This window comes from Streptococcus sp. CCH5-D3, assembly GCF_001556435.1.
Lineage (GTDB): Bacteria > Bacillota > Bacilli > Lactobacillales > Streptococcaceae > Streptococcus.
This window is the reverse complement of record NZ_LSIW01000011.1, coordinates 25190-45569: the sequence shown is the minus strand read 5'-3', so window position 1 is coordinate 45569 and position 20380 is coordinate 25190. Positions and strand designations below refer to the sequence as shown.

At 40.0% G+C, this 20380-nt stretch carries 18 protein-coding genes; 4 read left to right on the top strand and 14 right to left on the bottom strand.

Annotated elements, in window-relative coordinates:
- Positions 1–308: 308 nt before the first annotated feature.
- Together AX662_RS00405 and AX662_RS00400 are read right to left on the bottom strand one after the other, a co-directional pair.
- The gene (locus tag AX662_RS00405; RefSeq protein ID WP_060971279.1) at positions 309–1307 is read right to left on the bottom strand and encodes an alpha-ketoacid dehydrogenase subunit beta; all 999 of its coding nucleotides are present in this window, start codon (positions 1305–1307) and stop codon (positions 309–311) included.
- Positions 1308–1331: 24 nt separating this feature from the next.
- Positions 1332–2303: a thiamine pyrophosphate-dependent dehydrogenase E1 component subunit alpha gene (locus AX662_RS00400; protein ID WP_021144192.1), complete on the bottom strand. Its 972-nt coding sequence runs from the start codon at positions 2301–2303 to the stop codon at positions 1332–1334.
- Positions 2304–2761: 458 nt separating this feature from the next.
- Between AX662_RS00400 and AX662_RS00395 the strand changes: the two genes are divergently transcribed.
- Both AX662_RS00395 and AX662_RS00390 read left to right on the top strand, forming a co-directional pair.
- Complete coding sequence (locus AX662_RS00395; RefSeq protein WP_231728401.1) at positions 2762–3754, top strand: hypothetical protein; 993 nt, start codon at positions 2762–2764, stop codon at positions 3752–3754.
- On the top strand, positions 3744–5033 hold the full coding sequence (locus AX662_RS00390; RefSeq protein ID WP_060971277.1) for a hypothetical protein: 1290 nt from the start codon (positions 3744–3746) through the stop codon (positions 5031–5033). The genes AX662_RS00395 and AX662_RS00390 overlap by 11 nt, the downstream gene beginning before the upstream one ends.
- 167 nt (positions 5034–5200) lie before the next feature.
- Here AX662_RS00390 and AX662_RS00385 read toward each other — a convergent pair whose 3' ends face one another.
- From AX662_RS00385 to AX662_RS00375, 3 genes are all read right to left on the bottom strand, one after another.
- Positions 5201–7168: a DUF2207 domain-containing protein gene (locus tag AX662_RS00385; protein ID WP_060971276.1), complete on the bottom strand. Its 1968-nt coding sequence runs from the start codon at positions 7166–7168 to the stop codon at positions 5201–5203.
- A gap of 77 nt (positions 7169–7245) precedes the next feature.
- The gene (locus AX662_RS00380) at positions 7246–8514 is read right to left on the bottom strand and encodes a dihydroorotase (RefSeq protein ID WP_060971275.1); all 1269 of its coding nucleotides are present in this window, start codon (positions 8512–8514) and stop codon (positions 7246–7248) included.
- Between the two features lie 19 nt (positions 8515–8533).
- The gene (locus tag AX662_RS00375) at positions 8534–9187 is read right to left on the bottom strand and encodes a uracil-DNA glycosylase (RefSeq protein WP_060971274.1); all 654 of its coding nucleotides are present in this window, start codon (positions 9185–9187) and stop codon (positions 8534–8536) included.
- Positions 9188–9399: 212 nt separating this feature from the next.
- On the opposite strand from AX662_RS00375, the gene AX662_RS00370 reads away from it, so the two are divergent.
- The gene (locus tag AX662_RS00370; RefSeq protein ID WP_013990637.1) at positions 9400–10596 is read left to right on the top strand and encodes a cation diffusion facilitator family transporter; all 1197 of its coding nucleotides are present in this window, start codon (positions 9400–9402) and stop codon (positions 10594–10596) included.
- 229 nt (positions 10597–10825) lie between these two features.
- A complete protein-coding gene (locus AX662_RS00365; RefSeq protein ID WP_060971273.1) occupies positions 10826–12172 on the top strand; it encodes a D-alanyl-D-alanine carboxypeptidase in 1347 nt (448 codons plus the stop codon).
- A gap of 24 nt (positions 12173–12196) precedes the next feature.
- Here the strand turns inward: AX662_RS00365 and AX662_RS00360 are convergent, their stop codons facing one another.
- The 9 genes from AX662_RS00360 to AX662_RS00320 form a co-directional block, all read right to left on the bottom strand.
- Entirely contained in the window at positions 12197–13048 is an 852-nt protein-coding gene (locus AX662_RS00360) for a patatin-like phospholipase family protein (protein WP_060971272.1), read from the bottom strand.
- A complete protein-coding gene (locus tag AX662_RS00355) occupies positions 13045–13665 on the bottom strand; it encodes an SGNH/GDSL hydrolase family protein (RefSeq protein ID WP_002890919.1) in 621 nt (206 codons plus the stop codon). Before AX662_RS00355 ends, AX662_RS00360 begins: the two co-directional genes overlap by 4 nt.
- A gap of 3 nt (positions 13666–13668) precedes the next feature.
- Positions 13669–15246, bottom strand: a complete 1578-nt coding sequence (locus AX662_RS00350; protein WP_060971271.1) for an ABC1 kinase family protein — start codon at positions 15244–15246, stop codon at positions 13669–13671.
- Positions 15247–15263: 17 nt separating this feature from the next.
- Positions 15264–15542 (bottom strand): phasin family protein, encoded by a 279-nt coding sequence (locus tag AX662_RS00345; RefSeq protein ID WP_060971270.1) that lies wholly within the window; start codon positions 15540–15542, stop codon positions 15264–15266.
- A 246-nt stretch (positions 15543–15788) separates the two neighbouring features.
- Positions 15789–17225 (bottom strand): glycoside hydrolase family 1 protein, encoded by a 1437-nt coding sequence (locus AX662_RS00340; RefSeq protein ID WP_060971269.1) that lies wholly within the window; start codon positions 17223–17225, stop codon positions 15789–15791.
- A gap of 125 nt (positions 17226–17350) precedes the next feature.
- Positions 17351–18487, bottom strand: coding sequence for an AI-2E family transporter (locus tag AX662_RS00335; protein ID WP_060971268.1), 1137 nt, complete (start codon positions 18485–18487; stop codon positions 17351–17353).
- A 77-nt stretch (positions 18488–18564) separates the two neighbouring features.
- Complete coding sequence (locus AX662_RS00330; RefSeq protein WP_060971267.1) at positions 18565–19161, bottom strand: histidine phosphatase family protein; 597 nt, start codon at positions 19159–19161, stop codon at positions 18565–18567.
- Entirely contained in the window at positions 19158–19766 is a 609-nt protein-coding gene (locus AX662_RS00325; RefSeq protein WP_060971266.1) for a histidine phosphatase family protein, read from the bottom strand. The genes AX662_RS00330 and AX662_RS00325 overlap by 4 nt, the downstream gene beginning before the upstream one ends.
- Entirely contained in the window at positions 19763–20365 is a 603-nt protein-coding gene (locus AX662_RS00320) for a histidine phosphatase family protein (protein WP_060971265.1), read from the bottom strand. The genes AX662_RS00325 and AX662_RS00320 overlap by 4 nt, the downstream gene beginning before the upstream one ends.
- Between the last annotated feature and the right edge of the window lie 15 nt (positions 20366–20380).

Here is a 20380-nt window from a genome sequence, read left to right as displayed (position 1 = left end):
CCTCTTGTTTCTTCCACTCGATGATTTCGCCTTCCTGCATGTCCACACCAAGCTTTGGCATAATAATCTCAAAAGCCATTTATAAGATACCAAGAGCGACCAGAAAGCGACTGAAAATTAGGTGTCCGACACGTCAGCCTGCTGACGTAGACGGACGGTCTATTTTCCAAGCTTTCCGCTCGGGTTCAGTTACACCCTCTGGTTCGCCCTCTCCTTTCTACTTTAAATTATATTTTCCGATACTCTCACAGTTAAAACAAGAAACACATTTTACTAGCGAGACATATCACTTAACCGTCGCTAGAAAGTTAGTTTCCTTTATTGGCCATCTTGATAATAGCAGCCTTAATCTTTTCAACATCTGGCAGAACCGCTTGTTCCAAGACACGCGCATAAGGTACAGGAACATCTTCACTTGCCAAACGTACAATTGGGTGGTCAAGGTAATCAAATGCTTCACTTTCAGTAACCATAGCAGCAATCTCACCGATGAATCCACCAGTCTTATATGCATCATTGACCAACATCAGTTTACCAGTCTTCTTAACTGACTCGAAAATCAATTCCTTATCAAGTGGGATAAGCGTACGTGGGTCAACGACCTCAACGTTAATACCTTGTTCAGCCACTTCTTCAGCAGCCTTAAGAACACGTTCCAACATACGACCATATGTGACAATAGTAAGGTCAGTCCCTTCACGCTTGATTTCACCTTTTCCAAGTGGAATGTAGAAATCAGAATCTTGAGTCACTTCCTCTTTCTTACCGTAAAGTGCTTTTGGTTCCATGAAGATAACAATGTTATTGTCCTGAATAGCAGATTTCAAAAGACCTTTAGCGTCGTTTGCATTACCTGGAGCAACCACTTTAATCCCTGGAATGTGAGTCAACCATGACTCAAGAGATTGTGAGTGCTGTGCCGCAGAACCAATCCCTGAACCAGAAGCTACACGGAAGGTTACAGGAGTCTTCAAACCACCACCAAACATGTAGTTGTTTTTCGCACCATTATTAACGATAGCATCAAGGGCAATCGTGATGAAGTCCATGAAAGTCAAGTCAACGATTGGACGAAGACCTGTGATGGCAGATCCAACAGCTGCACCAGCGATAGCTGCCTCTGAAATTGGTGTATCTTTAACACGTTTTTCACCAAATTCTGCCAGCATCCCAACTGATGTACCGAAGTCACCACCATAGATACCGACATCTTCACCCATAAGGAAGATGTTTTCGTCTTTACGCATCTCCTCGCTCATAGCAAGGTTTACTGCCTCACGCAAGGCCATCAATTTTGTTTCACTCATACTTGTATTCCTCAACCTTTCTCTTTAGTCTACCCATACATCTTCAAAGGCAACTGAAAGTTCTGGATCTGGGCTATTTTGGGCGAACTCATAAGCTGCATCAACCTCTGCCTTGACTTGGCTTTGGATAGCATCTAACTCTTCAGCGCTTGCGATATTTTCAGAAACGAGATAGTCACGGTATTTAATAATTGGGTCGTTATTGTTCTTCCACTCGTCAACTTCTTCCTTAGTACGGTAAACACCTGCATCAGCAGTTGAGTGACCAAACCAACGGTAAGATTCTACCTCAACGATAGCGGGACCGTTACCACCACGGACATGCTCAACAGCCTTGCCCATTGTTTCGTATACAGCCAAAACATCGTTACCATCTTCACAGTAGAAACCAGGAATACCATAAGCTTCCGCACGTGTATAAAGGTGAGGTGTGTTTGTTGCTTTATGGATATCCATTGAGATACCATAACGGTTATTGATGATAAAGAAGATAACCGGCAATTTCCAAGTAGCTGCCATATTGACTGACTCATGGAATGAGCCTTCATTAGTTGCACCATCTCCTGAAAAGGCCACAACAATATTTCCTGTTTCTTTGTATTGCTGAGTGAGAGCTGCACCTACTGCAAGAGCATAACCACCACCAACAATACCGTTAGTTCCGTAGTTACCTTTTTCAAAGTCAGCCAAGTGCATAGAACCACCACGGCCCTTAGAAACACCTGTCGCCTTACCTGCAAGCTCCGCCATCATTTTATTCAAATCCATGTCTTGGGCAATAGATTGTCCGTGACCACGGTGATTTGAAAAGAAGATATCGTCATAGCTCAAGTGTTGAACAGCCCCAACGTTGGCTGCTTCCTCACCAACTGAAAAGTGAGTCATTCCTTGAACAAAACCACGACGAACCAATTTATTAATACGTGAATCAAATTCACGAATACGTTCCATTTTAGTGAACATCTCAAGATGTGTCTCTTTAGAAAGTTTTACCATATCGATCTCCTCTATCGAAATTTTTCTATATATCTAGGATAGGTTAAAAAAACTTAATGAGCAAGAAATATGCTTGAAAAATGAAAAGCCTTACATCCTTATCACTTATAGTCAATTCGTATGCTCTTTTTGTTTGCGATATGGTATAATGATATGATTATATAGATTTTACCCGAATAGGAGAATATTTGATATTGAGTGATGTCATAATTCACGGGCTTACGGCATGTATAGCTTTTATTTTACAAATTATTATCTTCAAGGTGACCACGCAAAGGCCGCTTAGATACTGGATTATTATTTTAGCTAGTATAGCAATTTTTGCCTCTAGTTATTTGGGCATTTTGTATCCAAAATCCGGTTTTATTGCACTTGTACTCTTTCTAGCTGCCAAATCCTACAAAAATCTAAGACATACCATTTTGGAGACTTTCTTCATACCTTTCACCTTTGCCTTAATGGTAAGATTGGTCATTTTCCTGATTATTCCATTTTTTTTCCCTGCAGTCTTGGATTACTATTTTGCCGGTCCCTTTATTCTCTTTCTTGCTTTTTTACTTTGGTTTGCACAAAGTGCCCTTCTTCAGGTGGACTACTCTCGAATGATGCAAATTGATAAAGCAAGACCATGGTACAGGTCAACGTCTGTCGCTCTTTGTAGCTTAGCCTTTATTTACTTTGCTTCTGAACTCGTTTCAACAGACATTCACTTTACCATTGCCTTTCTTATCATTACGGCTCTGATTCTATCTAAGCAGGTTAATCTCTATAGAAAAGACCTCAATGCTCAAACACAAGCAGCCCAAGAGGAACATTCTCATCTTCTTCAAAAATCAAGTCAGAACATCAATACCTGGTACCAGAAAAAGACTAGCCAAGAGCTCTTCATCAAAGACGAAGCTGAAAATCTCTACGATATCATTCGTTTTCAACAAAATGAGGAAGCTCAGGAGTTAATTGACTACTTGCTGACACCGAATCCGCTAGATAAGAAGATTGATCATTTTTATCGAGACAAACTAGAAAATATTAAACTGCCAGATTTACAGGTACTCTTTGAAGCTAAATTTCTAAAGGCAAAAGAACTGGATGTTTGGGTTAGTATGGAGGTCCCAGAACCTATTACCGTCTATCCTATTTATCCTTTAGACTGGGTATATGTCCTATCAACTATCTTGGATCATGTCATTGACCAAGCACAAGATAGTGAACAGAAATACCTTAGCTATGCTTATTTTAAAGATGAGGATAGTCAACACTTTGTCGTTGAAAGTTCAAGCACTAAAGAAGATTCAGCTATTACATCTGATTTCTCTGATCCCGAACTAAAACGCGTCAATACTATTCTATCTACTTATCCAAACGTTAACATTGTTTCAAATACACGTGCTGGGATTTATCGCTTACAAATTGAGATTGACATGACTAAAGGAGGTTACAATGATTACTAATATTATCAATCCTCTCTTACAAGCCGTTAGTTTCATTTCTATTTGGTACCTCTACCAGACTATGTCTAAGATTAAGCCACTACGAGGACACCTCTTACTTCTATTTTTGTCCTATGTAGCTGCAGCGTCCTATTTTAGTCTCGTAAAAATCGTTGTGGACCCGCTTTTCTTCCTTGTTGCCGATTTGGCCCTTGTCAAAGAGCGTTCTTTCTATCATCGATTGCTTTACGCTTTTTATCCAACTATCCTTTTTGATATGGCAACACGACTACTTTCAATTGTCATTATCCCTCACGTCTTACATATCAAAGGTGATATTACCCTCAACACTAACTTACATATCTTGACCTACATCTTAGCACCATTAATCATTTACCTAATGCTTAAAATCTTCGCTGTAGACCTAAATCAGATGAGTAGTCTTGACGAAGCTTGGGCTAGACGTAACTGGTTGCGAAGCACTGCCTTCCTAGCTGTCTACTATGTCTTCTTTACTGTTATCCATGGTCTTAACAGTATTCTTCCAACAGCAAATGACCCTAAAAATTTATTTGAAATAGTTTTCAAGGTCAGTCCTAATAGTTCTGTTATCTTAGTTCTCTATATTGCCCTACTACTATGGGATTTTTACAATTGGAACCAGGCTGTCCACCAACAATCTATCGATAGACTGAACAAAGAACGTCATAAATTGTTGGGTACTATGACTAACTATAGCAAATCATTTATCCAGATTATTATGCAAAAGCAAACGTCCTTCGACTTATTCAAGAAAAATCTCAAGGAGGTTTCTCTTGCCTTGGAAAATGAAGATACTACCAAAGCTACTAGTCTACTTGAGATTTATAAAACGGACAATGCTAGCATTGGTAATCCAGAGACTCAAGAAAACTTGGATAGGCTTAGCAATCCAATAATATCTAGTTTCCTCTCTAACCGCATTTTAGAAATGCGAGCTGCTCATATTGATATTGCTATAAACATCAGTCCTCAGTTTGGTGAGATTCCTTTATCTGACCTCGATTTATATCAACTGCTCCAAGCTTCGGAAAGAGCGATATTTAAACTACTTCGTCCTGATGTCAAGGTCAATAGTAGTTACCTTCAACTAGATCACTCACAACTCCTTGTTGTTGAATTACCAGTTTTGGCTGATAAGGTTAGCAAAGATAAAGAACTGAATGATTTAGTAAAGAGTTTGCCAAATGTTGACTATCGTATCGGTTTACATGCAGGTTATCTGACTCAAATTATTGAAATCTTTGAACCTGGTTATTAAGATCATATTTAAAAAGAGCCACTGGCTCTTTTTTTGTTACTTTATATCTCTTCTCACTAAAAATTCCTAACAGTTTAGAATGAAAGGAATTATTCGCCAAACAAAAAGACACCCAAGATCATATAGACTGAGTGTCTCTATTGATAGTAAACTCCAACTAGCGTAGCTTAGAAGGCGCCACCACCGCCTCCTCCGCCACCACCAGAGAAGCCACCGCCTCCAAAGCCGCCACTACCACTATTTGAATTGATAGAAAAGCTACTTACGGTATCTGAGTTGCTGATATAGCCTTGAAGCATTTGGCTTGCAACATAAGTGTTAAAGGATGTATCTGAATCAAGAGTCGATTCCAAAGAAGGGTTTGATAAGTGAATATGATATTTTTTCAAGGTCTCGGTAACTTTCTTAGCGTATCCATATAGGGTCGCATAAACCAAAATACGGTTCCATAAGACGATAGCGTCAATTTCGGTTTGTTTGAAGCTTGGAATACTCTTTATCATATTTCTAAAACTATACCACTGATAGTAAGTATCTATGGTCGCCTTATCAAGACACCTCTTTCGACGTTTTTTAACAATGCGTGTTACTATTAGCCATAACAGGAAGATTGGTATGATAGCAAAAAAGTAAAATACACTAAGAGAGGCCCCAAAAGCAATAGCAAAGAATAAACCACTAACAAATGAAACTACGAATGCAAATGCAAAGCTTAAATGACTATACAGAGATAGGCGTTTTTCAAGAGGTGTGAATTCTCTATAGATCTTTACAAGCCCCAGATTTCGAACCTCACGGTCAACTTCTTTTGAAAGCTTATAAACGTCAGATGAAAACTGAGCTTTGACTTTTAGCCCGATATCCTTAATCTTTTCTCTTTCAACAGTGCTTTTAGCTTTTTTGAATTTTGTGCTTAGTTCTTTTTTATCAAGATAATACCGCGAAAATATATCGCCTTTTGTGATTTCACTGCGACCATCAAACATCATATCGATAAAAGTCTCTTCGAATGTTGAAAGACCCTCTTTTTGGATGACGGCCAACGTCGATGACTTGGAGACGATATGGCCTCTATCTAGCAAGTCTAAAATCGTAGCTTGAATCATATGTCCGAAAGAAAGAGGACCTTTTTCTTCTTTCAAGCTTATCTTATCAAAGGACTGGTTATAGATGGATTTAGCAACAACTAAAGGTGCTAGATTGTTTGGTGCCTCATAAAGTCTTGCATTTTTTGGAAAGTCAGGAAGCCTTGTACTGATGAGAAGCCAGATAAAAAAGAGAATTCCCATAAGCGTTACTATGATGATTAAGCTTGGAATTAACTGGAAGCTTAGGAAACGAAAGAAGACACCCATTCTGACGATATGAGCTTCTTTTTTAAGAAAAGTAGTCTTATGCGCCTCATTTTTGATATAGGAGGCATTAGCCTCTTTTAAGGTCTTAGTCATTGGCCAATAAGCATGGAGTTCTAACTTTCCTTTTGGGGCTAAATCATCGATATGTATCTTAAATCCATCTGGAGTACGAGTAACTGTTGGCTTTTTATTGAAAAAGCCTGTATGGGCATACAAATCACCCTTAGCAGCGTCTAAACCAGTAACCGTAAAATCAACATGTTCAATGGAGTTATCCCAATCTGAGATAGGGAACCAGTTTAAAGCAGCCACATCAGAATAGAGGTCTAACATGTGTTTGATTTGCCAAGTCACCTTAAGAACCACTTTATCATAAGCCCCAGGATTATAGACCTTTAGTTTGATACCGTCTTTGAGTTTTTCTGATTCCACACGTATCTGTCTTTTCGTAAAGACAGTTTCCACACCATTTTCTGTGGTTATTTTTTCAGCTTTATCAGAGACTGTGACAGTTGGATTTTCTTCAATATTAAAACCTTTTGGAAGTGGTTTTACACTGCCTAATGTCACGTACTGACCATTATAAGAACTTGAAAAATCATAAGTCACTTCTTGGGTAAAGGTCGCTCCGCCATCCTCGTGAATAGCCAAGTGTCCCTTATAACTTGGAATGCTATACGACACCTCATTATCGCTATCACTGGCTTTAGCGATGTCACAAGCTCCAATCGTTAGTATCATAGCTAAGACTAGTCCTAACCAAAGCAGTCCTTTTTTCATCAGTCACTCCTTACATATCAGTCAATCTTTAAATATCGAGATTGAAACATAAGCGTTTTACCTCTCTTCTCTTATGACTAGGCTTGATAGACAATCTCACCGTCACAGATAGTGTATTTAACACTGCCCGTAAGTTCTTCGCCTACAAATGGTGAATTGGCTGCTTTAGACTTAAAGTCTGCTGTGACCTGACGTTGTTCCTTGTCTGCAAAAATCACAAGGTCAGCTGGTCCATTTTCAGCCAAATAACCAGCATCGAAGCCATAAAGATCAGATGGGTTGCTAGTCATTACTTTCAAGAGTTCCGTCAAGCTTAAGTGTCCTGCTTCAACCAAGTAGGTCAATCCAAGAGATAGAGATGTTTCAAGACCAGTCATTCCTGATGGTGCTTTAGTCACATCATCGACATTCTTTTCATCGGCATGGTGTGGCGCGTGGTCTGTGGCAATGACTGAGATGACTCCAGATTTCAACCCTTCGATGACGGCCTGACGGTCAGATTCCAAACGAAGTGGTGGGTTCATCTTGGCATTAGCACCTTTTGAGAGCAAGAGGTCTTCTGTCTTAGAGAAATGTTGTGGTGCCACTTCGGCTGTAACTTGTGCTCCAAGTTTTTGAGCAAATTCAACCACTTTTACAGATTCAGCTTTTGACAAGTGTTGAATATGAACATGGGCTTGTGTATCATAAGAAATCATGACATCACGCGCAATCATACTGTACTCAGCTACACCTGTTGCCCCACAAATATGGAATTCTTTTTTAGCAATATTTTCATTGAAACCGAGAATGCCATTAAGATCTGGATCCTCCTCGTGAAGGCTGATAAAGGTATTATTCTCCTTAGCTAGCTCCATGGCTTTTTTGACAATACCAGCATTGGTCAATGGAATACCATCATCTGAGAAACCAACAGCACCGGCTTCAAGCAAGCCCTTGAAATCAGTGATATTTTCACCATCAAAGTTCTTTGTAATAGTCGCAACAGACTTAACATGGATATTTTCCTTAGCTGCTGAAGTCAAGACTTCCTCCAAGGTTTCCTTGTCTGAAATCGTTGGATTAGTGTTAGCCATCATGACAACTGTTGTAAAACCACCTGCAGCCGCTGCCAAGGCACCAGTATGAATATCTTCCTTATGAGTTTGACCTGGCTCACGGAAATGAACATGGATATCCACCAAGCCAGGAGCAACCACAAGACCAGTCGCATCGATGACTTGAGCATCTCCAGCTTCGATGTTTTCGGCAATCTTAACGACTTTTTTACCACCAACGAGAACATCAGCTTGCGTATCCAAACCAGACTTAGGGTCTACAACACGACCATTTTTAATCAGTAACATAATCTTCCAACTTTCTATTTTACTTCAACCAATCAATTGGGGATTGGCCTTGAGATACAAGGTAGGCATTAGCTTTTGAAAAAGGCTTGCTGCCAAAAAAACCACGATAGGCCGACAAGGGACTCGGATGGGCACTCTCAATAATGGCATGCTTTGGATTGGTCACCAGAGCCTTTTTCTTGCGAGCATAGCCACCCCAAAGTATAAAGACGACAGGAGTATCCTTTTGATTGAGGACCTTGATCACAGCATCTGTAAAAGGTTCCCAAACCTGACCGGCGTGCCCATTTGCTTGACCAGCTGGAACCGTCAGACAGGCATTAAGCAAAAGCACCCCCTGCTCAGCCCATGAAGTTAAATCATGAAAGGGTCTAGGACCCAAATCTTCCTCTAACTCCTTAAGAATATTTTTCAAAGACGGGGGAGCAGGAAGGCTATCAGGTACTGAGAAGGATAGTCCCTGTGCTTGATGAGGCCCATGATAAGGGTCCTGACCAAGAATTACCACCCGCACTTCTTCAAATGGGGTCTCCAACAAGGCATTAAAAACCTTTTCACGTGGCGGATAAACCGTTCCCAGACTATAAACCTGATCCATAAACTGATTTATCTTTGAAAAATAATGATCTGGCAGTTCCTCTTTCAGAAGCTTGTGCCATGTCGAATGTTCCATAAAAACCTCTTTTTAGACTGTTTTACACCCTAAATTATACCATAATTTGTAGGGAATATTCGGAAAATACTGAAAAGCACTCTGATTACGAGGCATTTTCTATAAAGTTTAAAAAATGCGTGACTCCACAAGTTTAAAGGGCTTACAACCTTTAACTCGTTATAGTTTTATGCTATAATTTAAACTTGTATTTTAAGAGAAAAGGTAACCCTATGACTACGTATGAAAATTTAAGAGCAGCCAGACGAGGTCCTATTGTCAGCATAGCTGCCTACGTTCTTCTTACCATTGCAAAACTTCTAGCTGGACACTTTTTAAACTCTAGCTCTTTGATTGCCGATGGTTTCAATAACTTGTCAGATATTTTGGGGAACGTTGCCCTACTCATTGGATTGCACCTAGCTAGTCAACCAGCTGATGCAGATCATAGATTTGGTCATTGGAAGATTGAAGACTTATCAAGCCTAGTCACTTCCTTTATCATGTTCGTGGTAGGTTTCCAGGTCCTGATTCAAACTGTTCGAAAGATTTTTCTAAGAGAGGAAACAGTGGTTGATCCACTTGGTGCTACTGTCGGTATCCTATCTGCTATCGTCATGTGTGGCGTTTACTTTTACAATAAAAGACTTGCTAAAAAGCTGAAATCCAGTGCTCTGATTGCTGCGGCCAAGGACAATCTCTCTGATGCTGTAACTTCTATTGGTACCTCAATCGCTATCGTTGCAGCATCCTTCAACCTGACGATTATTGACTATATTACTGCCATTATCATTACCTTCTTCATCCTAAAGACAGCCTATGATATCTTCATGGAAGCAACCTTTAGTTTGTCAGACGGTTTCGACGAGAGAAACCTCAAGGCCTATGAAAAAGCCATTCTTGAGATTCCAAAAGTCACTAAAGTTAAGAAACAACGTGGCCGTTCTTATGGTAGCAACGTCTATCTTGATATTGTGGTTGAAATGAATCCTGACCTCTCTGTTTACGAGAGCCATGCCATTACCGAACAAATCGAGGAGGTCCTCAGCAAGCGTTTCTCTGTTTATGACACTGATGTCCACGTAGAGCCCGCTGCTATTCCTGAAGACGAAATTTATGGCAATGTCCTTCACAAACTCTCTCGCAATGAAAAGATTATTTTGTCGAAAATTCCTGACTATGAAAATCTCTTGGCACCTGATTTCTACTTAATAGATGAAAATGGTCATCATCACACTCGTGAAGAAGTCATCGCCAATCAACAACCACTTCTCAATAACTTTGACAGCTTCAAGATGACATCTGTCAGCCAAAAAACGAAATTAATTAGTTATGAGTTGGGAGGAAATTTCCACACTAGTATCTGGCGTCGAAATGAAACCTGGTTCATGATTTACCACCAAGTGACAAGGATAAAAGATGAAAAGTAACGAGCGAGCAAGCTCGTTTTTTTCTACTTCCAACTATATTTGTGTAACATTCAATCAATTCTAAAAATTACATTAAAATGCCGAATGTTGGGAAAACTCTAACTTTTATATGTTATAATTAAGGTGTTTGTCACTACTGAATTTAGGGTTTTGACAGGCAAATGTTATTAATAGATAGAAATAGGTTCTGCCAGCTACAGAACCCCATAGATATTAAAGGAGACACATTGTGAAAAAGAAAATTGTTGCCGTCCTTTTAGCAGCTTGTCTAGCCCTAGCACCGAGTTTGTCTAGTGCAGATGAATTGATGGATATCACACGCGCTGCTGGTTATACTGAAGCCACTGAGGCCTATCGTCCCAAATCAACCCTCTTAATTGATGGCAATACCGGAGATGTCCTCTGGGAAGAAAATGCTGACGAGGTGCGTGACCCTGCTTCTATGTCTAAGGCCATGACACTTTATTTGGTCTTTGAAGCTATGTCTAAAGGAGAGATTTCTGAAGATACTGTTATCACAGCTACTCCAACCGACCAAGCTATTGCCGATATTTACGAAATTTCCAACAACAAGATTGTTGCGGGTGTTGATTATACGGTTTCAGAACTCATCACTATGACGGCGGTGCCTTCCTCTAACGTTACAACCGTGATGCTGGCCAACTACTTGACCAATAATGATCCTGATAAATGGCTTGACATGATGAATGAAAAATCTAAAGAGCTAGGGATGACCAATACCAAATGGTTTAATGCTTCTGGTGCCGTTGCTGTTGCCTTCAAAGGTTACTACAGTCCTCAACGTTATGATAACAACCAAACCAACCAAACAACTGCGCGTGATTTGGCTATCATGACCTATAACTTCATCAAGAAATACCCAGAAATTCTCAAGTACACTAGCAAACCTGTTGTCACAGTTAAAAAGGGAACACCTTACGAGGAAACCTTCGAAACTTATAACTACTCTATTCCAGGAGCTAAATACGGAATTGATGGGGTTGATGGGTTGAAGACAGGATCAAGCCCAGAAGGTGCCTTCAACTATATTGATACCATCAAGCGTGGTGATCAACGTATGATTGCTGTCATCATGGGTTCTGGTGATTGGTCTGACCAAACAGGTGAAGAAATCCGCCATACCTTTGGTAATGCACTCGTTGAGAAAATGTATAAAGATTTCTCTTACAAGAAAGTTCTTAGCAAGGGTGAACAAGAAATCGACGGTAAAAAATACAATGTCGAAAAAGATGTCTACGCCACAGTCAAAAAAGGCAAAGACCCTAAAATCTCTGTTAAAGATGATCACATTGTCATTGATAATGGTCTGAAGACAGTATCACCTAAGATCAAGGCTACTTCTGTTAAGGCTACAAAAGTTAAGGGATGGTTCGATTTTGGAAGTAACCAAAAAGATAAAAAGGCTACTAAAGCAACGAATAATGGCCAACTCCCAGTTTATTTCTGGTTGCTATGCCTTATCCCAGTTGGTCTCCTCTACTTGATTTACCTTAATGAAAAAGGACGTCGTCAAAAAGTTAAAGAACGTCGTCAAGCAAGACAAATCAATAACTAAAAACGTGCTCGGTTGAGCACGTTTTTAGTTGTCTCCAAGAAATGTTTTGAGATTAGACATATCATTACGCATTTGATCCAATCCTTCTTGATAAATGGCTTCAAACTTTTCAGGATCCTTCTCCAAACGACTAACTTCAAGTGCGTGTTCTGGACGGATAGTATAAAGATTTCCAGTTTTTTCCAAAGCCTCTATCTTTTCAATACTCTTATTGTAGTGTATGTGGCGATTTGAAGCCACTTGGACAAATTCAGGATACTTGCGGTAAAAGAACTTGTAGATTCGCTTACTCGTTTTAGATGGCTGTTTACGGTAGCCTTTAGGACGTGTCAGAACTACAATGAGTTTATCAAAGCCCAAATTTTCCATAAAATCAATAGGGAGACTATCAGACAGACCACCATCCATGTAGCGTTTACCCTTGTACTCGACAATTTCAGAAACCAGAGGTAAGGCGGAACTTGCCCGAAGGGCTTCCATTTGCTCAAAGACATGGTCAATCTTGATATAGTCTGGTTTTCCGGTCTCAATATCTGTAGTGACCACATAGAAGGGGACACCTGAATCAGCAAAGGACTCCTGATCAAAAACGTCCAACTCCATGGGAACCTTATAATAGGAGAATTCCTTATTAACGAAGTTACCTGTTGTCAGCCATGACCAGAAACTCATATAGCGACGGTCTCCCATAAAACGCTTGTTGTAGCGAAGGGCTCTTTGGGGCTGGTTAGAAAGGTAATTAACACCAAAAAGTGCTCCAGCCGATACCGAAACAACGCCATCCACCTTAATTCCAGCTTCTAAAAAGGCATCTAATACACCAGCCGTATATAAGCCACGCATCCCCCCGCCTTCGAGGACTAAGCCAACTTTCATTCTAAAATCTCCTTTATGATTGGTTCCGCAAGGACTTGATAACCTTGTGGACTCAAGTGCAAACCATCCGTTGTATAGTTGTCATTTAACTGTCCCATGTCATCAGTAAGGTAATCAAAAAGATCGACATAAGTCACACCGGGGAGGACAGCTAATTGTTGATTTAGCTCACGTACAGTCGTATTATTTCGAATCTTAACCTTAGAAGCATACTGTGATTCTTCACTAACTGGAAAGACACTCAGCAAATAGACCTCAGTAAAGAGGGATTCCTGACGAACTGTCATGATAATATCGGAAATACGAGTGACAATATCTCGAATAGGGTAACCTCTTCCGATGTCGTTAATGCCAATCAAGAGCACCAATTTACTTGGTTCCAAATCTAAGACCTGCTCTTTAAGGTGTTCTAAAAGCCAAACCGAGTCTGTTCCTGCAATCCCACGGTTAACAAGAGGAAACTCTCGACCCAAATATTTTTTCAATGCAAAAAACTCCGTGATGGAGTCCCCTGCAAAAACGATTTGGCCTTTGTCTAACTTTTGATTTTCATTCACAAATTTGGCTAAACGCTCTTCTTGATAGGCCACAAGCTCAGGCCTAGTTGTTTCAATCATACTTTATCCTTTTTTCTTAAATATTATACGAACTACTGTGATTAAAGCTAGAAAAGTTCCAAGTCCAAGAAATAGCCAGGCAAGATTTTCAAAACCTGATTTATTAGCCAAAAGGGCACCGGAAAGTAGAAATCCCAATGTCAATAAGGCTAAAACCAGATTATTTAACACTTTCTCAAAAACTTTAATTCGACCCGAAAAGTTAATAAAATCATGGTTCACCACAATTCGTCCGTTTAAAATTTGCTCCAAGAGCTGATGCAGACGACGTGGAATGTTCTTCCCATTGCGAATCAGATAAAAGAGTTCAATCAAGATACTCTCTTTATTCAGGGCCTGCTTAAGCATGTCAGGTCCCATATTTTCTAGGAAGTAATCCTTGGCCAGGGTCATAAGATCCATATTTGGCGCTAACTCTCGGAAAATCCCCTCAATTTGAAGCGAAGCCTTCTCTAAAATGGTAATTTGAGAGGAGGCTTTAAGATGATTTTTCTGGAAAATAGCCATCAAATCCTGCAGCAAATCTGTTATAGAGAGACTTCCCAAGTCAATACCAGAATAACGACCTAACATTTGCTCTACATCTTGACTTAGGACTGCACGATTAAGACCATTATCAAATTGTGTAACGGACAAGATGGCCTTGGTCATACCATCAACATCTTGTGCGGTAAAACTGTACAGGATGTCATTTAAGGACGCACGCATCCCCACTTCCAACTCACCCATAATTCCAAAATCAATGAAATAAATCTTGCCATCACGTACCAACAGATTTCCAGGATGGGGGTCACCATGAAAATAGCCATCTTTGAAGACTTGCTTGATAAATGACAGCATAAGCTTCTTGCCCACATCTTCCAGATCATAACCAGCCTCAATCAGTTGGCTGTAGTGATTAAGCGGAATCCCATTGATAAACTCTTCAACTATAAGATGAGGCGTCGTGAAGGTATCATAGACCTCGGGGACACCTAGACAAGCAATAGCCCTGTTATTGGCCTTAAAGCACTTCATGGCCTCTGCTTCATTCCTGAAATCTAGCTCCTTAATTAAGGTTTCACGCAGATTTTCCAAAACCTCCTGAACATCGACCATGGGGATAAAATGCTTTGGTATATGCCGTGCAAGCTTAATGAGAAGCTGAATATCTTCCTTAACGACCTCATCAATACCAGGTCTCTGGATTTTTACAATCACTTCCTGACCAAACAATAATCTAGCTCTATGGGTCTGAGCGACAGAACCAGAAGCTAAGGGCTCTTCCGAAAAATCAAGGAAACTGTCAGAAAGCTCATTAGGTAATTCTCGCCTAATGGCAGTCATGACTTCCTCTTTATTCAAGGGAGGAACTGAGCTCTGGAGCTTTGATAATTCTTTGATATAGTTTTCTGGCAAAAGATCAGAGCGCGTGGATAGGATTTGACCAATTTTAACAAAACTAGGTCCTAATTGCTCAAAGGCTTGGCGTAGCTTGACAGGTGTTGTCTGTTGGTCTTGAGGAAGGTGTTTTTCACGATAAGAAAGGAGACCAACTGACGAGAAAACCTTCAACACATGTCTCAATCGTTTACTAGCCATTTTAGACTCCTTACATTTTATTTATTTTGACTGAGCAAAGCGTCAAGTTTTTCTTCAAGACGTTTCACATCATCCTTAGACGCATACTCAACTGAAGATTTCTTAGCATCAAGTTTCGCTAAAAATTCTTGAGCTTCTTCCTTACTTTGACGTTTGAGCTCTTGTTCCAGTTCCTTACCTTCTTCAACAGTCAAACGCCCCTTTTCAACCAACTCTTTAACAAAGCTATCGGCCTTATCAACTGTCATAGCAGTCAACCCGATTCCAGCTAAGAGAACTTTTTTCAAATCATTCATTATCGTTACCTCCATCTAAGTAGGAAAAGCAAAGAGATAGACTCGCTACTTCTTCGGAAAATATAAGAACGCTTTCACACTTTTATTCTACCACTTTTTCAGAAAATATGTGGAATAACATAAACAAAGTTATTGTGTATAAAAATACTCTCTTTTTAATCATGTCAACAGAAATCCAGATATATCAAAGTTGTACTTTAATACTAAAAAAGAATCTCGAATATTTTTGAGATTCTTAGTCATATTCTATTTGTAAAGGGCTTCACCATTACTTTCGATAACAGACTTATACCAAACAAATGATTTTTTCTTATAACGAGCCAAGCTACCACTACCATCATCATTGCGATCAACGTAGATAAAGCCATAACGTTTACTGAGTTCAGCCGTTGAAGCTGATACCAAATCAATTGGCCCCCATGTCGTATAGCCCCAAAGTTCTACACCGTCTTGAAGAGCTTCGCCAACTTGAATCAAGTGTTTTTGAAGGTAATCAATACGATAATCATCTTCAACTGTTGGACCATCTGGGCCATCAACAAGAACATCCTTGGCACCTAAACCATTTTCGACGATAAACAATGGCAACTGATATCGATCATAAAAGTCATTCAAAACTAGTCGAAGACCTATTGGATCAATAGCCCAACCCCATTCAGATTTTTCAAGGTAGGGATTTTCGACACCTCCTAAGATATTGCCTTTTCCAACCTTATAGTCTTGCGGATTGTGTGCTGTTGCCACAGACATATAATATGAGAATGAAATAAAATCAACGGTATTCTTCAAGATTTCTTCATCACCTGAAGCAAATTGTATTTCAATACCATTCTCTTTGAAATAGCGTTTAATATAGTTTGGATATTTCCCACGCGCATGGATATCTGAGAAGAGATAGTTTTGATTTTCAAACTCGTGAACAGCCAACTGATCCAAAGGATTAGCTGTCATTCCATAAGCTGGCATGGCAAGAACCATACAACCAATATTAAAGTCAGGGTTGATTTCATGACCGATCTTGGTTGCTGAAGCCGAAGCGACTAACTCATGGTGAACTGCTTGGTAAAGATCCTGTTTAGAGAGCTCTTCCATCGGAGTTGCAATCCCACCTGACATGAATGGTGCGTGTAAAACAGAGTTCACTTCATTAAAGGTCAACCAATATTTGACCTTATCTTTATAACGTGTAAAGACTGTACGAACATAATTCTCATAAAAACCAATTAATTTACGATTAGTCCATCCATTGTACTCACGCGCCAAGTTGAGTGGTGTTTCATAGTGGGACAAGGTTACAAGCGGTTCGATGCCATACTTGGCCAATTCATCAAAAACCTTATCGTAGAAGGCTAGACCTGCTTCATTTGGCTCGGCATCATCACCATTTGGAAAGATACGAGTCCATGCAATTGACATGCGGAAGACCTTAAAGCCCATCTCTGCAAAAAGTGCTATGTCTTCTTTATAACGGTGATAGAAATCTATACCTTCTAGTTTTAAATTATCTGGTGTTGGTTGGTCAGTAATCAAAGGATTCAAGGCCCCGGGTTCAAAGGGAACACCGCCTTTTGGCGTTACATCCTGTACAGACAAGCCTTTGCCATCTAGGTTGTAAGCACCCTCAAACTGGTTGGCAGCTGTTGCACCACCCCAGAGAAAATCTTTTGGAAATGTATATGTCATCTTTTATCTCCTTACATTGTTCAATTTACTAATAGTATAACACTTAGAAAACGATTACACTTATACTATCTTATTGAAATCTGATACTATAGCACGAAAAAAAAACAGACCGAAGTCTGTTTGAATTAGTCATTACTTTCAAGAGCATTTGCTGCTTTGGCTTCTTCTCGCCTAACAACATTATCTTTAACAATCTGATATAGGGTTGCGGCTACTGGCACAGAAACCAACATACCCAAGATACCACCCAAGGCAGAACCTATGGTGATTGCGAAGATAACCCAAATACCAGGAAGTCCGGTAGATCCACCGACCACATAAGGATAGATGAGATTCCCTTCAAACTGCTGCAAAATAACCACGTAGGCAACAAACAAAAGCGCCAAGGTCACAGAGTGCGTCATAATCAAGATAGTACCAATCGTCACACCAATATAAGCCCCCACAACCGGTATCATTGCTGAAAACCCAATTAGGATAGAGATGGTTGCAGCGTATGGGAAATTAAAGATAATCATCCCAATATAACACAAGCTCCCCAAAATACAAGCCTCAAGCGACTGATAGACGAAGAAATTACGGAATCGATTATTGAGAATAGCAACTACATAGTGGAAAGTCTTACCATAACGTCCTAAATAGACGTCTACCAAACGATTGACCTGATTCCCAAGTTTCTCTTTTCCAGCTAAGACATAACAAGAAAAGACAATACTGATAAAAAGATTAATCAAGGTTGATGGCAGACTCGTTAAAGAAGTCAAGAAGCTTGTCAAACCATTCATGATTTGTTGAAGCAACTGAGCACTGTAGCTATTGATTAGCTCTCTAACCTGTGTCACACCACCCAGGTCTTGAATAATTTTTTGCAAGGATTTGTTCTTAAGCAACCAATTAATCAAGTTATTAATAGCTGAGCGGTCTTGACTAATCAAGGTGTTGATACTGTCAATCAAATCAGGAAGAACAGTGAACACGACCCAAGTAAAAACCAAACCAATGGTTCCCAATGCCGAGAGCAGAGCAATAGGACGCTTGATTTTAGCGATAAAACCAAATGGAATAAACTTGACCAGCAGCTTCTCATAAAAAGACATCAGGATATTTACCACAAAGGCAATCCCTGCTCCAACCAGGAAGGGCTGACTGGCAACGTAAATGGTGTTACAAATTGAAACAACTGTTTCCCAGTAAGTATAGATCAAGAAACAGCTGAAGAAGAGGACAGCCAACCAAATGAACTGATTTTTTGTAAATTTCATAGGCACTCCATAATTTAAAATACCCTTCCATTATACACTAAGAAAGGGTTTCTTACTATCTTTGGTCATAAAAGCCACTAAAATTCCACCAACTCTTGATCAGTTAAAGGATCAATCAGTTTGACAAAGTGAAAGTTCGATCCATCGTAATCAAAGACTAAGATGGCACAATTGCCTGGACAAGACTGAAAGGCACGCTCCGGCTCCACAGCATGAAGAAAAGTCATCAAGGCTCCTGCGTGACTGACAGCCAAAATAGATTGGTTAGGATGTTTATCCACTATCTCTCTTGCACCTTTTACCACTCGTTCTACAAACTGGTCTTGACTTTCCCCACCAAACTGGGCATAGTGGTCCCCAAAATACCCCTGAATTTGAATTTTAGGATGAAGATACTCCGGTTGCCCCTCAAAGATACCGAAGTGCATCTCTTTAAGTCCCTTAACACGTTTATAATCAGTACGCCCAGTAGCCAATTCAAGCGTATCAGAAGCTCTTTCAGTAGTCGTGCAATAATACTGATCAAAAGTCAAACCATGTTTTTCAAAATAGGCACGCACCTGACGAGCTTGGTCCTGACCTTTTTCAGTCAAAGGGGAATCACACCAACCTTGAATTCGATTGAGTGTGTTAAAAAGTGTTTGTCCATGTCGCATTAAATAGAATCGTGTCATTCTTCACCTCCATAGATATACTCTTCTTCTACTGGATTATAAACTGAGACCAGTTCAAATTGACCTTGGTCATAAGTAAAGTGTAAAATACAACAATTTTTAAGACCACGAATATCTGGAACAGTATCTAAAACACGTCTACAGAATTGCAAAATAGATGGACCATGACTAACCAGCAAGGACTTAGAACCATCGGCCACACTCTCCATGATGGCCCTAATCGTCAACTCCATACGATCCCGGACCTGGCTCGTACTCTCGCCACCAAATTGAACAAAGTAATCACCAAAGCCTTGTCCGTCAGGTAAGGTTTTAGGAGTAAGATACTCTGGTTGCCCTTCAAAAGCACCAAAATCCTGTCCTTTAAGACCTTTAAGTCTTTCATAATCTGTTCGTCCAGTCACAATTTCTAGAGTATCGCTAGCTCTCTCAGAGGTTGACGTAAAGACATGATCAAAAATTGGCTCTTGCTTGGCTAGATACTGACCAGCCTTTTTAGCCTGTTCAATCCCGACTTCCGTCAAAGGGGCATCGCAGACCCCCTGAAGCCTATGATGAACATTAAATCGTGTTTCTCCATGCCTCATTAAATAAAATTCTTTCATAATGTTACCTCTAAACCAGAAATCGGATCAATCACCTGAAGAAGCTCCAATTGTCCTTGGTTATAATCATAAACACAAATATTACAATTCCCAAAACGCACTCCTTCAGGAAAGGCTAAGTCCATGGTAATGATTAATCCCCATAAAGCCGCCCCATGACTGACAAATAGGAGATTCTCAGCACCATCTTTAGTATGTTCTTCTGCTTTCTCTACGACAGTCTTTAAAACCCTCTGTCCAACCTTGCGAATATCTTCGCCACCGTATGGGACTAAGAGATCTTCAAAGGATCGTGAACCTGGACGATGTTTGGGTAGGAGATGCTCTGGTTGAGCTTCAAAAGACCCAAAATTCATTTCTTTAATTCCCTTGAGCTGGGTTACAGTGTACTCAGGCGCCACAATCTTTGCCGTGTCAGTTGCTCTCTCTTGCGTAGATGAATAGACAGCATCAAAAGAAATACCTTTCTTCGCAAAGTACTGCTTAGCTTGTTCTGCCTGACAGATTCCATTTTCAGTTAGGGGAGAGTCACACCATCCCTGAACACGCTTTTGTGTATTAAATAATGTCTCACCATGTCGCATTAAATATAATTTCATTTCTTTACCACCCTT